Annotated in this window: 15 protein-coding genes; all 15 read left to right on the top strand. The window is 43.0% G+C overall.

From position 1 onward, the window contains the following. Positions 1-48 precede the first annotated feature (48 nt). The 15 genes from EKM82_RS04390 to yajC all read left to right on the top strand — a co-directional run bounded on the left by EKM82_RS04390 (position 49) and on the right by yajC (position 16,246). Positions 49-711 (top strand): TetR/AcrR family transcriptional regulator, encoded by a 663-nt coding sequence (locus EKM82_RS04390; RefSeq protein WP_125767100.1) that lies wholly within the window; start codon positions 49-51, stop codon positions 709-711. A 6-nt stretch (positions 712-717) separates the two neighbouring features. Beyond that, the gene (locus EKM82_RS04385) at positions 718-1,512 is read left to right on the top strand and encodes a lysophospholipid acyltransferase family protein (protein ID WP_125767099.1); all 795 of its coding nucleotides are present in this window, start codon (positions 718-720) and stop codon (positions 1,510-1,512) included. Then, entirely contained in the window at positions 1,509-2,339 is an 831-nt protein-coding gene (locus tag EKM82_RS04380; RefSeq protein ID WP_125767098.1) for a glycosyltransferase, read from the top strand. The genes EKM82_RS04385 and EKM82_RS04380 overlap by 4 nt, the downstream gene beginning before the upstream one ends. A gap of 30 nt (positions 2,340-2,369) precedes the next feature. Beyond that, positions 2,370-3,329, top strand: a complete 960-nt coding sequence (locus EKM82_RS04375; RefSeq protein WP_125767097.1) for a glycosyltransferase family 8 protein — start codon at positions 2,370-2,372, stop codon at positions 3,327-3,329. 47 nt (positions 3,330-3,376) lie between these two features. Beyond that, positions 3,377-4,192: a lysophospholipid acyltransferase family protein gene (locus EKM82_RS04370; protein ID WP_225419657.1), complete on the top strand. Its 816-nt coding sequence runs from the start codon at positions 3,377-3,379 to the stop codon at positions 4,190-4,192. Next, a complete protein-coding gene (locus tag EKM82_RS11320) occupies positions 4,179-4,394 on the top strand; it encodes a hypothetical protein (protein WP_164508103.1) in 216 nt (71 codons plus the stop codon). Before EKM82_RS04370 ends, EKM82_RS11320 begins: the two co-directional genes overlap by 14 nt. Before the next feature lie 356 nt (positions 4,395-4,750). Then, positions 4,751-5,005: a hypothetical protein gene (locus EKM82_RS11315; RefSeq protein ID WP_164508102.1), complete on the top strand. Its 255-nt coding sequence runs from the start codon at positions 4,751-4,753 to the stop codon at positions 5,003-5,005. A gap of 320 nt (positions 5,006-5,325) precedes the next feature. Further along, a complete protein-coding gene (locus tag EKM82_RS04365; protein WP_125767095.1) occupies positions 5,326-6,126 on the top strand; it encodes a TIGR00282 family metallophosphoesterase in 801 nt (266 codons plus the stop codon). 12 nt (positions 6,127-6,138) lie between these two features. Then, on the top strand, positions 6,139-8,742 hold the full coding sequence (mutS, locus tag EKM82_RS04360; RefSeq protein ID WP_125767094.1) for a DNA mismatch repair protein MutS: 2,604 nt from the start codon (positions 6,139-6,141) through the stop codon (positions 8,740-8,742). Positions 8,743-8,754: 12 nt separating this feature from the next. Further along, positions 8,755-10,905 (top strand): DNA mismatch repair endonuclease MutL, encoded by a 2,151-nt coding sequence (gene mutL / locus EKM82_RS04355; RefSeq protein WP_164508101.1) that lies wholly within the window; start codon positions 8,755-8,757, stop codon positions 10,903-10,905. A gap of 18 nt (positions 10,906-10,923) precedes the next feature. Then, positions 10,924-11,517 (top strand): Holliday junction branch migration protein RuvA, encoded by a 594-nt coding sequence (ruvA, locus tag EKM82_RS11310; protein ID WP_164508100.1) that lies wholly within the window; start codon positions 10,924-10,926, stop codon positions 11,515-11,517. A gap of 34 nt (positions 11,518-11,551) precedes the next feature. Next, entirely contained in the window at positions 11,552-12,562 is a 1,011-nt protein-coding gene (gene ruvB / locus EKM82_RS04350; protein WP_125767093.1) for a Holliday junction branch migration DNA helicase RuvB, read from the top strand. 46 nt (positions 12,563-12,608) lie between these two features. Next, positions 12,609-13,643: a tRNA preQ1(34) S-adenosylmethionine ribosyltransferase-isomerase QueA gene (gene queA / locus EKM82_RS04345; RefSeq protein ID WP_191988105.1), complete on the top strand. Its 1,035-nt coding sequence runs from the start codon at positions 12,609-12,611 to the stop codon at positions 13,641-13,643. A gap of 896 nt (positions 13,644-14,539) precedes the next feature. Beyond that, entirely contained in the window at positions 14,540-15,682 is a 1,143-nt protein-coding gene (gene tgt, locus EKM82_RS04340; RefSeq protein ID WP_125767091.1) for a tRNA guanosine(34) transglycosylase Tgt, read from the top strand. Between the two features lie 123 nt (positions 15,683-15,805). Then, entirely contained in the window at positions 15,806-16,246 is a 441-nt protein-coding gene (gene yajC / locus EKM82_RS04335; protein WP_318531084.1) for a preprotein translocase subunit YajC, read from the top strand. The last annotated feature ends 42 nt before the right edge of the window (positions 16,247-16,288 follow it).

Below are 16,288 nucleotides of genomic sequence, written 5' to 3'. Positions count from 1 at the left end.
CTAAAATGAGTGAGTGGTTACTCACTAACTATTAAGGAGGAATTATTTTTGACAGAAAAAATTGTGACTGATTTGGAGCACTGGTATGACATCGCCAAAATGCCCTTAAGTCAGCGCAAGGTTTTATCAGCAGCGATTCATTTGTTTGCCCGGGATGGCTTCTCCCGCACCAGTACTAAGATGATTGCTGAAGAAGCTGGCGTTAGTCAGGCAGTTTTATTTAAATATTTCCATAGTAAGGATGAATTGCTCCACCAAATTACGACTCCCATTGCTGAGAATTTGATTCCAAATTATGCCAGCGATTTTCTGCAGCATTTAGATTTGCAACGCTTCGCAACTGATCAGCTGCAACAGACGTTAAATGAAGTTGCTCAGGAACGGTTTCAATTTATGTATCAGAATAAAGAAGTCATTTTGATTCTGTTTTCCGAGTTTTTGGCCGATGCGAAGTTTAAAAAACAAGTTTTACAGGCCTTTCAGCTACAGCAAAACCAATTGATCAAGCGGGTTTGGCAGCGACTGAAACCAGAAAATCAAAGTCATGACTGGCGCTTTTTACGTAACGTAGTGCAATCATTCGTTAGTCAATTGTTGGGTTATTTTATTTTAGTGACGAATATCGCACCAGAACGACAATATGATTTTACAGCAGATTTGGCCCAGATTGCTGAGAATGTTTATCGCAGTATTGCCTATGAGCCAGAGTAGGCAATCATGAAGACAAAACAGCCAACTGTTTATTATTATCATAGTTTTCAGGATGATTTCGTGACTAGTCCCCAGCAACAAACGACTATGCCGGCCGACTTTGATTATCAGCGTACCCAATTTGGTGCCCGGCTACGCAGTTGGTTGCTGCGACCGTGGTTGCGAATTTTTGCTTGGGGTTATCAACATTTAGGGCTACATTTGCAAGTCAAAAATCGTGAAATTTTGCGGCCATATCAGCATCAGGGGATTTATTTATACAGTAATCACACGCAAATTATGGGCGATGCGTTTTTGCCATTTATGGTCTTAGGTCAACAGCGACCGTGGATTATTGCCAGTCCGGCTAATTGGGGTCTACCTGGCTTGCGGCGGATTTTAGCCGCTGGTGGGGCAGTGCCACTACCTGTTGGTCGGCAGCAATTTGTCCATTTTCAGGCTGGACTGCGGACTGCCATTCAGCAAGCCAAGGCAGTAGTGATCTATCCTGAGGCTCATGTTTGGCCCTATTATACAAAAATCCGACCCTTACCAGTGGCAACCTTTCATTATCCAGCCACTACTAAGGCACCCGTTTTTGCGATGACGGTAACTTATCAACGACGTCGCTGGAGCCGCCGACCACGCCGAACTGTTTTTTTAGATGGGCCTTTTTTCGCTGATGATCAGTTAAGTCGGGTTGCCCAGCAAACGCAATTGCGTGATCAAGTCGCCCAGGCAATGGCGCGACGCACTCAGGCTAATCATTACGATGAGTATCAATATCGAGCAGCTACAAATCGGAAAGAAGGTGGATCATGAATATTTTATACTGCGGCGATAACAAAATGGCGACTGGTTTAGAGTTGTCAGTCTTGTCATTAATGGCGCAAACTCAGGAACCACTGCATATTTATGTTCTGACCGCCACAATTACCACGGCTAGTCACCAATTTCAACCACTAGCTGAACAGCCGATTGCTTTATTGCAAGCCAAACTACAGGCTCGTCATGATACAAGTGAGATTATTAAAATCGACATTAGTGATTTATTCGCCGCAACGCCACCAACTGCCAATCTAGCCACGTCATTTACACCTAATTGCATGTTGCGGCTTTATGCGGATCAAGTGACGTTATTACCGGAGCGGCTCTTGTATTTGGATACTGATGTGCTCTGCTGCCAAGATTTTCAAGCGTTTTATCAGCAGGATTTTGCCGGGAATGATCTGGTTGGTGTTTTAGATCATTATGGTCGCTGGTTCTTCCATCAAAGTTGGACCCATTTAGATTATTTAAATTCAGGGGTGTTGTTACTGAATTTAGGACAAATTCGGCAGAACGGATTATTTGCGGCCTGTCGCCAACGTTGTCGTGAACAACGAATGTTTATGCCTGATCAGTCTGCCTTAAATAAATTGGCGCGTTACAAGAAAATAGCGCCAGTCAAATTTAATGAACAACATCGGCGGCAAGCAGACACGGTTTTTCAACACTTTACGACTAGTTTTCGATTCTTTCCCTGGTTTCATACGGTAACGATTAAACCTTGGCAGATGACGGCTGTTCAGGAGCAGCTAGGGTTGCACGATTACGATGATTTATTTCAGAGTTACCACGAGCTGACCGCTAGTACCACGAAGTTTTAATTAATTTATGAAAAAAATTGGAGGCACTTGATGATGAAAACAGCAGTTATTCCTATTTTTTATGGTATCAATGATCAATATGCCCCATACTTAGCCGCTTCTTTGCAATCATTGCTAACTCATTTAAATCCAGAGCAAAAATACCAAGTGATTGTTTTGTATCAAAAGTTAACGTTAGCTAATCAGCAGCGCTTAGGTAAAATGGCCACTGATAATTGTCCAATTACGTTCTATCAACTGACCCCAGATCTATTGACTCAATTCGGTGGTGATGACAACACTTTACGAGCTGATTATTTCACCTTGACGATTTATTATCGCTTATTTATTGCTGACCTATTCCCGGAATATGATCAAGGCGTTTATTTAGATGCTGATACGATTATTACGACGGACATTGCGCAATTGGCCCAACAGGATTTAGGCAGTCATTTGATTGGTGCGATTCCTGATGCCTTTATTTGTAGCGATCCGCGCACTCGGCGCTATGCCGAATTGGCCGTGGGCGTTGATCCTGATCATTATATTAATTCCGGGGTGCTTTTACTTAATCTAAAAGCTTTACGCGCCGAAAAATTTAGTCAGCATTTTCTGAAGCTGCTCAATCAATATCACTTTCAACTGATTGCCCCTGATCAGGATTATCTCAATGGTATTTGTTACGGCCGGACCACTTATTTAGGACCGACTTGGAATTTGCAAACGGAGCACGCTTTACCGGTTGCCGGTCAGCCAGCAATCGTCCATTACAATTTATTTGGGAAACCTTGGTGTTATGCTGAGGTGCCATACGCCGATTTATTCTGGCAATTTGCCGATCAGACTGATTATCAAGACGAATTGCGGGCCCAGTTAGCCCAGTATTCGCCAAGTCAAACCGCTGCTGATGCGGAACATAAAGATTTATTAATGCAACGAATTATTGCTTTTCCTGATGAGACATTCACGTTTAAGCAGGCACGAGCACAAGGTGAACAGGTGCAGTTATGATTATCGGCGGGAGTAAAAAAGCGGTTGTTGCCAATATTGAGCACTCGGTGGCAACGAAACAATTCAATGCCAAAGTCGAAATTGGCGATCCTGAATTAACAACCCATGAAGAACAGGCGTTATTACAAAATCATTTAGCGGCGACTCAGCGTTTAAATTATCATTTTAAAAATGTTGTTGCCCGCAGCATGATGCGCTTATCCACCGATTATTTAAATCGGCATACGAAAATTGTCGGTATTGAAAATTTGCGGCATTTTAAGGGTGGTGCGATTATTACCAGCAATCATTTCAATCCTTTAGAAAATACCGCGATTCGCAAAATGGTGCAGAAAGTTCGACACCGGCGATTATATATTGTCAGTCAGCCGACAAATCTGAAAATGACTGGCTTTATTGGCTTCATGATGAATTATGATGATATTTTACCAATTGGTCATGGCATGAATTATATGGGCAGGACTTTTCCGAATTTATTGGCGAGTAAATTGCAACAGGGAAATTTTGTTTTGATTTATCCAGAGCAGGAAATGTGGTTTAATTATCGGAAACCGCGGCCGCCGAAACGTGGCGCTTATTATTATGCGGCTAAACTGAAACAGCCGATTTTGTCCTGTTTCGTGACGATGACCGCGGAACCAAAGATGGATAATGATGAATTTCAGCAGATTCAATATACGGTTCATATTCTGCCAGTGATTTACCCCGATCCGGCTAAAAGTGTAGCGGCAAATAGTGAAGCGATGATGGCCCAGGATTATCGGCAGAAAGTTCGGGCTTACGAGCAGGCCTATGGTGTTAAAATGACAGCTGATTTCCAGCCGGAAGATATTGCGGGCTGGCGTGGAAGTGACCAATCCTGATCACTTCCTAGTTGAGAGAGGCCGGGGTCTAGCGATTTTTATGGCGTGGAGCGCTAGGACCGTCGATTTAAAACTAAAATTAGTTTTAGGCAGAAAAGCGGACAACTCCGTTGCGGTCGGCGGGTTGTGGAACGTTACCGGGATTGATTTGAGCTTATTGCGTTGCAACAATCTCAAATACAACCCTTCTTCTAACCGCTAAAGCGGCAAGAAGAATTTGGCGACTGACAACCCGGCGGCCTCCACTGCGTTTTGAGCTAGCGTGGTCCACTTTAGATTTAGTCGATATCAAGGCAATACTAGTGAAGCTGGATGTCAATCGCCCAGCAACCAGCTGTGGAAACTAACAAAATTCAGTACCACTAATTAGAAAAGCAGAATGGAGTAAAGTACTGATTCTGTTTGACAAGATTTCTGGATAAAACCAGAAACTGTTAATCTCACTTTTTTGGTGCTGTTGTTCAATTGTGGCAACAATTCGGATTTAGTTGATTAGTCCCACTGAAATTAATTTAAGTATCAAAAAAACTGAAGTGCGCCACCTTAACTCCAGACGGAATGGAGGGATCTTGGGGTCAGCCGCCAAATTATTGTTGGTGCTTTAGCACTTACAATAAGACTTGCATCTGTGACAATTCGGTTTGTAATTGGCTCAGATCAACGTCGGCCGCGTTCCACGCCAAGCAGCCCGCAATGGAGTCAGAACTAATTCTGTTTCAACACCATAATCATGGTTTAACGGTTTTGAATTTTAGTCTTCAATTGGTTCAAATCGATGCTGGCCGCGTTCCACAACCAGCAAGCCCGCAATAGAGTCAGACTCAATTCTGTTTGATCATCTTCACTAAATATTTAAAAAGAAATTATTTAACACAGTTATTTTATTCAAACAAATTTGACAAGCATGCTATTATTTAGTTAGGAAGTTTAATTAATTCAGATTGAACCATTTTATTTGCACAATCATAATTCTGTGACGACGAGCTAATTGTCGCGGAATTATTTTTTTACCCTTAATCCGCTTAAATATCAGACCGTAAAATGGCGCTTTTAACAGTGGCGTTTGCCAGAAGTCGCTCTGAATTGTCGGCCTAATTATGGTAAAATTAATTGATTATGGAAAGAGGAAAATTATGCGGGTTATTTTTATTGGCGACGTCATGGGTGAAATCGGTCAAACGATGTTAACCACTTATTTACCAAAGTTAAAAACAAAATATCGGCCACAACTAACGATTGTTAATGGCGAAAATATTGCCAGTGGTAAGGGCATTACTCGGTCACTTTATAAGCTGATTTTGCAGGCTGGGGCCGATGTGGTTACCATGGGCAATCACACCTTTGATAAGCAAGAAATTTTTGAGTTTATTGATGAGGCCAAGAAGTTGGTGCGGCCAGCCAATTATCCAGCGGCGACCACACCAGGGCAAGGTTATACGTTGGTCAAAATCAATCAAACGGTTGTTGGCGTGATCAATCTTCAAGGTCGCGTGTTTATTAATCCGATTGATGATCCTTTCGCTAAGGCCGATGAATTAGTGGCTGAATTGCAGGACAAGTGTGATTTGATTTTTGTTGATTTTCATGCGGAAACGACTAGCGAAAAATTAGCGATGGCTTGGTACTTGGATGGTCGCGTGGCAGCGGTAATTGGCACTCATACTCATGTGCAAACCAATGATGCCCGGATTTTACCAAAAGGCACCGCTTATTTGACTGATGCCGGGATGACTGGCCCTTACAACGAAATCCTGGGAATGAATAAAGATCGGGTAATCGAGAAATTCCGGACGAATTTACCGGTTCGCTTTGAAACACCGAAGAGTGGTCCCGGTCAACTGAATGGTTGTTATTTTGAATTAGACGAAAAAACCGGTCAGGCTCGTAAGCTGCAACCATTTAGCATTAATCCTGATCGGCCGTTTTTAGAATAGTAGGAGAGTTAGATGCCACAGAAGACGAAAGATACGCCGATGATGCAACAATACTTGGCGATTAAGAAAGATTACCAAGATACTTTTCTTTTTTACCGAATTGGCGATTTTTATGAACTTTTTTATGATGACGCCATTAAGGGTTCGCAAATTCTTGAACTGACTTTAACTGCGCGGAATAAAAGTGCTACTGACCCGATTCCGATGTGTGGTGTACCGCACCACGCGGCCCAAAACTATATTGATATTTTGGTGGACAAGGGTTATAAAGTTGCGATTTGTGAACAAATGGAAGATCCTAAATTGGCTCAAGGTATGGTCAAGCGGGAAGTTATTCAATTGATTACGCCAGGAACGATGATGGATCAAGACCCTAGCGCCGCGAAACAAAATAATTATTTAACCGCCTTACAAGTGGCAAAGAACAACTATGCCTTGGCTTATGCTGATTTAACCACTGGTGAAGTTAAGGTGACGTCACTGCATTCATTTGGCGAAGTGATGAATGAGTTGCTGAACTTAAATACTAAAGAAGTTGTGATCACCAACGAGTTACCTAAAGACCAGCAAAAAACACTGATCAAACTGGGTTTAATGTTGTCCAAAAATAAGCAATTGGCGGAATCCAGTGAATTCAGTTTCACCGCTCAACGAATTACTGATCAGGATCAACGGCAAGCTTTACAGATTTTAATTAGTTATTTGTTGGCAACGCAAAAGCGCTCCTTAGGCCATTTGCAACTGGCTGAGGCCTACCAAATTGATCAGTACTTACGGATGGATCATACGGTTAAGGCCAATTTGGAAGTTTTCAATTCGCTGCGGACGGGTAAGCGCGATGGCACCTTGTTGTGGTTGTTAGATAAAACCAAAACGGCGATGGGTGGTCGTTTATTGAAGCAATGGCTTGATCGGCCGTTATTGGATCAGGCCGAATTAAATCGGCGTCAAGATGTGGTGACGACCTTAATTGCCCATTACTTTGAACGCCTAGATTTACAGAAGGCTTTACAGAAAGTCTATGATCTGGAGCGGCTAGCAGGCCGGATTGCGTTTGGCAGTGCGAATGGTCGCGATCTAATTCAGCTGTTAAATTCCTTAAATCAGGTACCATTAATTAAAGCCACTTTAGCAAAAATGAGTGGCAGTGCTTTGGATTCTTATCAGGAACAACTAGATGAACTAACGGATGTGCGGGCTTTGATCAGTGCCGCCATTTCGGAAGATGCGCCAATTTCGATTACTGAAGGCCACGTGATCAAGCCCCAATATAATGAACAGCTTGATCAATATCGGGATGCCATGGAAAACGGTAAGGGCTGGCTCGCAGCTTTGGAAGCCAAAGAGCGCAAACTTACTGGCATTAGCACCTTGAAGGTCGGTTATACACGGGTGTTTGGTTATTACATCGAAGTGACGAACGCTAATAAAGCGCTGGTGCCGGAAGACCGTTATTCTCGCAAGCAAACCTTGACCAACGCGGAACGCTATATTACCCCGGAATTAAAAGAACATGAAGCCTTGATTTTGCAGGCGCAAGATCGTTCGACTGAATTGGAATATCAAATTTTCGTTCAAGTTCGTGATCAAGTCAAAGCGGAAACGAAGCGGATTCAACAATTAGCCAAAGTTATTTCGGCACTGGATGTTTTACAAAGTTTCGCCGTTGTCAGCGAACAGGAACATTATGTTCGTCCCGAATTAAGTACCACTAGTCAAGATATTAAAGTGATCAAAGGGCGGCATCCCGTGGTTGAACGCGTGTTAGCAGCCAACGAATTTATCCCCAACTCAATTGAAATGGATGCCCAAACAAATATTCTCCTGATTACTGGTCCGAATATGTCTGGTAAAAGTACTTATATGCGCCAACTTGGTTTGATTGTGATTCTGGCGCAAATTGGCTGTTTTGTTCCCGCTGAATCAGCGGTGTTGCCAATTTTTGATCAGATTTTTACCCGCATTGGGGCCGCCGATGATTTGATTTCTGGCGAAAGTACCTTTATGGTGGAAATGAAAGAGGCTAATCAGGCCTTAACTCAAGCAACTTCGCGTAGCTTGTTGTTGTTTGATGAATTAGGTCGCGGGACGGCAACTTATGATGGGATTGCTTTGGCTGACGCGATTATTGAGTATATTCATGATCATCTGGGGGCAAAGACGCTTTTTTCGACCCATTATCACGAATTGACCCAATTAGCCGAACGCTTGCCAAAATTACGTAACGTGCATGTCGGCGCCACTGAGGAACACGGTCACTTGATTTTCCTGCATCAAGTTTTACCTGGTCCCGCCGATAAATCTTACGGGATTCATGTGGCTCAACTTGCTGGTTTGCCAAATGCTGTCATTAAACGCGCTGGTAAAGTTTTACGAGTTTTGGAAGCTGAGGGCAATGATTTGGCTGATGGTGATGCTGAGCTAACTGAACAGATTCCTCTGTTTAATTTGGCAGTCGAACCGGAGCCATTACCAACTGTGGCTGAAGAGCAACCAGTTGATCCAGCCTTGCAGAACTTGGCTGGCGAAGTTAAGGCTGCTGATTTAAATCAAATGACGCCAATGCAAGCTTTAAATTTAATTCAACATTGGCAATCTTTATTACAAGAAAGTTAGGAGTGACACTCAATGGGCAAGATTCATCAATTATCAACATTATTAAGTAATCAAATTGCCGCTGGGGAAGTGATCGAACGACCAGCTTCAGTGGTGAAAGAGTTGGTGGAGAATGCCGTTGATGCTGGCGCCACTAAAGTTCAAGTTTTCTTAACTGATGCAGGTTTGAAACAAGTTCAGGTGATTGATAATGGTTCCGGTTTTGCGCCGGATGATTTGGAAATTGCTTTTCGTCGTCATACCACTAGTAAAATTAATTCGCGGGAAGATTTGTTTCGCGTCCACTCACTAGGTTTTCGCGGTGAAGCCTTAGCCAGTATTGCTTCAGTGGCTAAGGTGCAGTTGAAAACCAGCACTGGTGGTGTCAACACCGGCCGTGAAATGAACATTACTGCTGATGAAACGCCGACAATTAAATTAGCCAGTCATCCCCAAGGAACCACAATTACGGTGAACGATTTGTTTTATAATACCCCGGCTCGTTTGAAATATATGAAGTCGCAAACCACGGAGTTACGTCATAGTGCCGATTTCATGAATCGGGTAGTTTTAAGCTATCCTAAAGTTGCATTTACCTTGATCAATAATGGCCACCAGCTCGTTTTGTCAGCAGGCAATGGTAATTTGCAACAAGCTATTGCCGGTATTTACGGGGCTAGCGTGGCCCAAGAATTGCTGCCGATCAGCAATGATGATCTTGATTTTAAGGTCAATGGCTTCATTTCGCGGCCAGCCGTCACCCGTTCCAGCAATAACTACATCTCTTTCTTGATCAATGGTCGTTATATTAAGAATTACGCCTTGACGAAGGCTTTGATTCAAGGTTATGGCACTAAGCTAATGGTGGGCCGCTATCCAGTCGCGATTATTCAATTGACGATGGATCCGTTGCTCGTCGATGTGAATGTCCATCCTACTAAAAAAGAGGTCCGTCTGAGCAAAGAACCCGAGTTGACTGAGTTAGTGGAAACGACTGTCCGCCAAGCCTTGGCTGCTCAGAATTTGATTCCAGACGCTCTTACGAATTTAGCTAGCCATCAGCCCAAAGTTGATTTCAACAAATTATCGACTGATTTGGCCCAGGCGAGTCACCAAGCGCAACAACCAGTGCCACCAGCCGCTACAACTACGCACGTTAACGCGCCAGCAAACTCAGTGATCGATTATACAACTGCTGCTAATCCAGAAAACAGCGCTACTAATTCAACGCCAGCCGCTGATACCATTGCTGAGAACAGTTCTCCGGAAAAGTCAGCTAATCCTGAGGCAACTGATCCGGCAGCAACCAGCGCTGTAGCAACTAATGCGTCTGATAATGCCGACGAACTAACGGCCTTAACTGAGGCGCCGCTAGTCGAAAATCCGTTCAAAGATCAGCCGGTTTTACAAGCTTGGGATCAGTGGTTGGCTCAAGATGCTAAACCGCGTCCCTTTAATCAACCCAAGCCAGTGGAAAAGCCGGCACCGGAAGTCGCAACTAAGACAGAACAGACGGGCTTGTTTGAAAACGAGACTAGCGCACCTGGCACTACCGCTGCGCCAGTCCGCTTTCCCGAATTACGTTATTTAGGTCAAATTCATGGCACTTATTTAATTGCCGAAAGTGACGATGGTTTTTATTTATTGGATCAGCATGCGGCCCAAGAACGGGTGAAATATGAGCAATTGCGGGTGACTATTGGCCAAGTGACCGCGGATCAGCAGAACTTGTTAGTACCGTTAGTGCTAACTTATTCCGTTAGTGATTACTTGATAATTAAAGAACATCTGCCATTGTTGGCCGATGTGGGCCTGCAGTTGGAAGAATTTGGCGATAATACTTTTATTCTCCATAGTCATCCCACTTGGTTTAAAGCTGGTCAGGAAGAAGCAATGGTTCGGGAAATGATCGATTATTTCTTAACTGATGGCAAAATTTCTGTGGCTAAATTCCGGGAAAAAACCGCAATTATGGCTGCATGTAAGGGCTCAATCAAGGCCAATCATCACATGGAGCCAGAGCAGGCTAAGCAGTTGCTTCATGATTTAGCGCAGACTGAGAATCCTTTTAATTGCCCGCATGGTCGGCCCGTTTTGGTTCATTATAGTAATCAAGATTTGGAACGAATGTTTAAACGAATTCAAGATTCTCATCATTCTTGGCAAGGTGAGTCCTATCAATAAAATAAAGTGGGGGTTCATATGTTTGAATTTTTAACTGGCAAGGTCGTGGCCATTCAGCCCGATTATTTAGTACTATCTGTGGGGCCAATTGGTTTTCGGCTGTTGTTAGGTAATCCCTATCAATATCACGAAGGCGACACGGTGACAATTTATGTGGAACAGATCATTCGTGAAACTGAACAAGTTTTGTATGGCTTCCGTGATCAAGCCGAGAAAGCACTGTTCGATCAATTAACCAGTGTTTCTGGTATCGGGCCAAAAAGTGCGTTAGCGATTTTGGCGACCGATGATCATCATGGTTTGTTAACCGCGATTCGGACTGAGGATGTCCGTTTCTTAACCAAGTTTCCTGGGGTGGGGAAAAAGACTGCCCAACAGATTATTCTTGATTTGAAGGATAAACTTGGTCAAAGCGAAACGGCAACATTATTTACACCAGAGTCAGTGGGTCCTGCTTCCGCTAATCCGATTTTGGCAGATGGGCTAGCAGCTTTAGCGGCGCTGGGCTATAGTCAACGAGAGTTAGATAAGATTGAACCACAACTAGCAGCTTTAGATTTAAGCAGCGCTGACGCTTATGTTCGTGCTGGTTTAAAACAACTGAGTCATTAAATGCTAAAAATAAAATAGGAAAGAAGGTGGCAAAATGGCAACAGATCGCATTATCAATAGTGAGTCGGAAAATGAACAAGAGGCTGATAACGAAAAGTCGTTGCGACCAAAGTTTCTCAAGGAATATATTGGTCAAGCAGCGCTGAAACAGGAATTGTCAGTTTATATTAAAGCCGCTAAGCAACGTGAAGAAGCGTTGGATCACGTGTTATTGTATGGACCGCCTGGCTTAGGTAAGACGACCTTAGCGTTTGTGATTGCCAACGAGTTACAAGTCAATATTCGCACGACTTCCGGACCAGCAATCGAAAAATCCGGTGATTTATTATCAGTCTTAAACGATCTCCAACCTGGAGATGTCTTGTTTATTGACGAAATTCATCGTTTGCCGCGGGTTGTTGAGGAAACGTTATATTCAGCGATGGAAGATTTCTTCGTTGATATTATTGTTGGTCAAGGACCGACTGCTCATCCAATTCATTTTCCTTTACCGCCATTTACACTAATTGGCGCCACGACGCGAGCTGGTTTATTATCGGCGCCATTGCGTGATCGTTTCGGTATCCTGGCATCTTTAAACTATTATGAAGAGTCTGATTTACAGGACATCGTGCAACGTTCGGCAACGGTCTTACATACTAAAGTGACCGAATCAGCCGCTCAAGAAATTGCGCTGCGTTCGCGCGGGACGCCCCGAGTTGCCAACCGCTTATTGAAACGAGTTCGTGATTTTGCCGAGGTGGCGCAACAAACCACCATTGATCGGGACCTGGCAAAACAAGCCTTAGATCAATTGCAAGTCGACCAAGCAGGACTTGATCAAGTTGATCGCCGTTTATTAACGATGATGATCGATTTGTATGAAGGTGGCCCTGTTGGCTTGAAGACGATTGCCGCCAATATTGGTGAAGATGTGGAAACAGTTGAGACAATGTACGAACCATTTTTGTTGCAACAAGGGTTCTTGAAACGGACTAGTCGCGGGCGAATGGTGACTAAGAAGGCCTATACCCATTTACATCGCGCACTGCCAACAACCGATTAAAGTAGTAGAATATAAACTAGATTTTGGAAAAAATAATAGAGGCGAAATTATGTTAACAACTGAAGATTTTGATTACGATTTACCCCATGAACTAATTGCCCAAACCCCAATTGAAAAGCGGGACACATCACGCTTATTAATTCTCGATCACAAAACTGGTGAGATGCAAGATAAACATTTCTACGACATCATTGATCAATTAAATCCTGGCGATGCAGTGGTTATGAATGACAGTCGGGTGATGCCCGCTCGTTTATACGGCGTTAAGCCGGAAACTGGTGGTCACGAAGAAGTCCTGTTATTGCGGAACACTGAAGGTGATGAGTGGGAAACTTTGATGAAGCCTGCTCGTCGGGCCACTGTTGGCACAAAAGTTGTCTTTGGTGATGGCGAACTGACAGCTACTGTGACTAAGGAATTGGAACATGGCGGTCGAATGATTAAATTTGATTATGATGGTATTTTCTTGGAAATCCTCGAAAAACTTGGCGAAATGCCGTTACCACCATATATCAAAGAAAAGCTTGAGGATCCTGAACGCTACCAAACCGTTTATGCCAAAGAATTAGGTTCGGCTGCAGCACCAACAGCTGGTTTACACTGGACCAAAGAGTTACTAGAAAAGGTTCAAGCTAAAGGCGTTAAATTGGTTTACATTACCTTGCATGTTGGCCTCGGGACTTTCCGCCCGGTATCTGAAACGAATGTTGAAGACCACAAAATGCATAGCGAATTTTACCAATTATCTGAAGAGGCGGCGGCAACTTTGAATGAAGTGAAAGCCAATGGTGGTCGGATTATTGCTACAGGGACGACCTCAATTCGGACTTTGGAAACAGTGGCCACTAAATTTAATGGTGAAATCAAAGCTGACAGTGGTTGGACGGACATCTTTATTAAGCCCGGTTACCAATGGAAAGCCGTTGATGCCTTCATTACCAATTTCCATTTACCTAAATCAACGTTAGTCATGTTAGTGGCTTCGTTTACTGGTCGTGACACCATTTTAGATGCCTACAAACACGCTGTTGCTGAGAAGTATCGTTTCTTCAGCTTTGGCGATGCTATGTTTATCAAATAAATTAATGAAGTCGGATAATGAGCTTAATCTTGGATAACCAAGGTTAAGTTTTTTTTAGTTATTTAGGCTAGTATCAACACATTTTTGCTAAAAAATTGCGGGTTGAGTAGAAGAGTGTTTAGTCTTCCCCAATTGGAAAAGGTGGTTGCTGGGCGATTGAATGGGCGTGGAACGCTGTGGCCGTCGATTTGAACCAATTGCAAACCAAATTGTTTCAAATTCGAGGCTTATTCTAAGCGATAAATCGCTAAGAATAATTTCACAGCTGACGCCAATCGCCCAGCAACCACCTGTGGAAACTAACAGAATGCAGCACCACTATTTAGAAAAGCAGTTTGAGGTAAACTAATGAATCTGTTTGACAAGCTTTCTTGATTAAATCAGATAACTATCAAACAGACTTTTTTACTACATTCAATTGTGATAATAATTCGAATTAGGTTGATTAGTCCCACCACAATTGTTTTAAGCGCTATCTAAGTTGAAGTGCACTAAATCAACTTCGGACGGCGTGGAGGGATCTTGGCGTCAGCCGCCAAATTGTTCTTAGTGGCTGGTCCACTTAGAACAAGGCTTGTATTTGAGATTGTTGCGCCAGCAATAAGCTCAAATCAATGCCGGCCGCGTTCCACGCCAAGCAGCCCGAAACAGAGTCAAACGCCATTCTGTTTCAACATTATCACTAGATTCTAAAGGCCTTGACCTTGATTTGTAACTAGCTCAAATCAACAAGCCGGTAGTCGCATCAAAGCACTTTTCCCTAATTAGCATTGTGGCGATATTTTTTATGCTATATAATAGTAAAGTTGACATTGATTCAATTTCGACGATTAGCGTCGCATTGAGATTTTTTAGGATGATTTTAATCCAGACGGTTATTGAATAAAGGAGTAATTATGACACAACCGATTCGTTATCACTTAATTAAGAAAGAAAAGCACACTGGCGCGCGTTTAGGCGAACTGATCACACCTCATGGCACATTTCCCACGCCGATGTTTATGCCAGTTGGCACCCAGGCTTCAGTGAAATCATTATCGCCAGAAGAACTTGATGAAATGGGTGCTGGGGTTATTTTAGCCAACACTTATCATTTATGGCTTCGTCCTGGTCGCGAGATTGTTCGTGAAGCAGGTGGCTTGCATAAATTTATGAATTGGGACAAAGGTATCTTAACCGATTCCGGTGGCTTCCAAGTATTTTCGTTAGCTAATATTCGTGACATTACTGAAGAGGGCGTTCATTTCCGTAGTCATTTAAATGGTGAGAAGCTGTTCCTTTCACCAGAAAAAGCAATTGGCATTGAAAATGATTTAGGTCCAGATATTATGATGAGCTTAGATGAATGTCCGCCATTTTATGAAAGTCATGATTACGTTAAGAAGTCGATTGAGCGGACCACACGTTGGGCTGAACGGGGCTTAAAAGCACATCAGAATCCTGACACTCAGGGGCTTTTCGGTATCGTTCAAGGCGCTGGTTTTAAAGACCTGCGTCAACAAAGTGCTGCTGATCTGACTTCGATGGACTTTGCTGGTTATTCAATTGGCGGCTTGTCAGTGGGCGAGTCCAAACCAGAAATGAATGAAATGCTGGAATTCACCACGCCATTGTTACCTGAAAACAAACCCCGTTATTTAATGGGTGTTGGCTCACCAGATTCTTTAATTGATGGTGTGATTCGTGGCGTCGATATGTTTGATTGTGTCTTACCAACGCGAATTGCCCGTAATGGTACCTGCATGACGTCTCATGGTCGCTTAGTCGTCAAAAATGCCGCCTATGCTCATGATTTCCGACCAATTGATGATGAGTGCCAATGCTATACTTGTCGTAATTTCAGTCGGGCTTATGTCCGTCATTTGATCAAGGCCGACGAGACTTTCGGCTTACGCTTGACTTCATATCATAATTTATACTTCTTGTTGCATTTAATGCGCCAAGTTCGCCAAGCAATTCAGGATGATACCTTGCTTGATTTTCGGGCTGAATTATTTGAAAAGTATGGCTTCAATGAAGCCAATGCTCGGAATTTCTAGGCGGCTAAGTCAGCCTAGAGACTGAAATTGTCAGAAATTTTAAGCTTTAACGATGAAAGCGCTGGAACTTATGGCATAGCTTTGGTACAGTATATAGTAGATTTAAAAAAATGAGGTGTAAATTTGAGTAATTTAATTTTAGCTGCACAAACAAATGCAGGCATGGGTGGTAATTTCTCTTTCTTGATTATTATCATTCTGATGTTCGTCGTCATGTATTTCACGATGATTCGTCCTGGTAAAAAACAACAGAATCAACGTAAGACCATGTTAGATGGCATGAAGAAGGGCGACCGGATCGTAACTATTGGTGGTTTGCATGGTGTGATCGATTCAATCGATACTACTGCTGGTACCGTTGTTGTCGATGCTGATGGTATCTTCTTAACATTTAATCGAACAGCTATTCGTGACGTTCATCCAGCTGAAGCAGCATCAGAAACACCTGTTGCTGAACCTAAAGAAGAAACTCATGATGCTTCTTCTGAAACAACAGTTGGTCAAGAACCAGCCTCTGATGACAAAAAATCTGACGATGCTGACCAGAAAGATGATCAAAAATAATAATTAATGCTTTTAAAAAATAACCTTATTCTAACTGGATAA

The sequence above is a fragment of the Lapidilactobacillus wuchangensis genome, assembly GCF_003946645.1.
Classification (GTDB): domain Bacteria; phylum Bacillota; class Bacilli; order Lactobacillales; family Lactobacillaceae; genus Lapidilactobacillus; species Lapidilactobacillus wuchangensis.
This window is presented reverse-complemented; position numbering and strand designations above follow the sequence as displayed.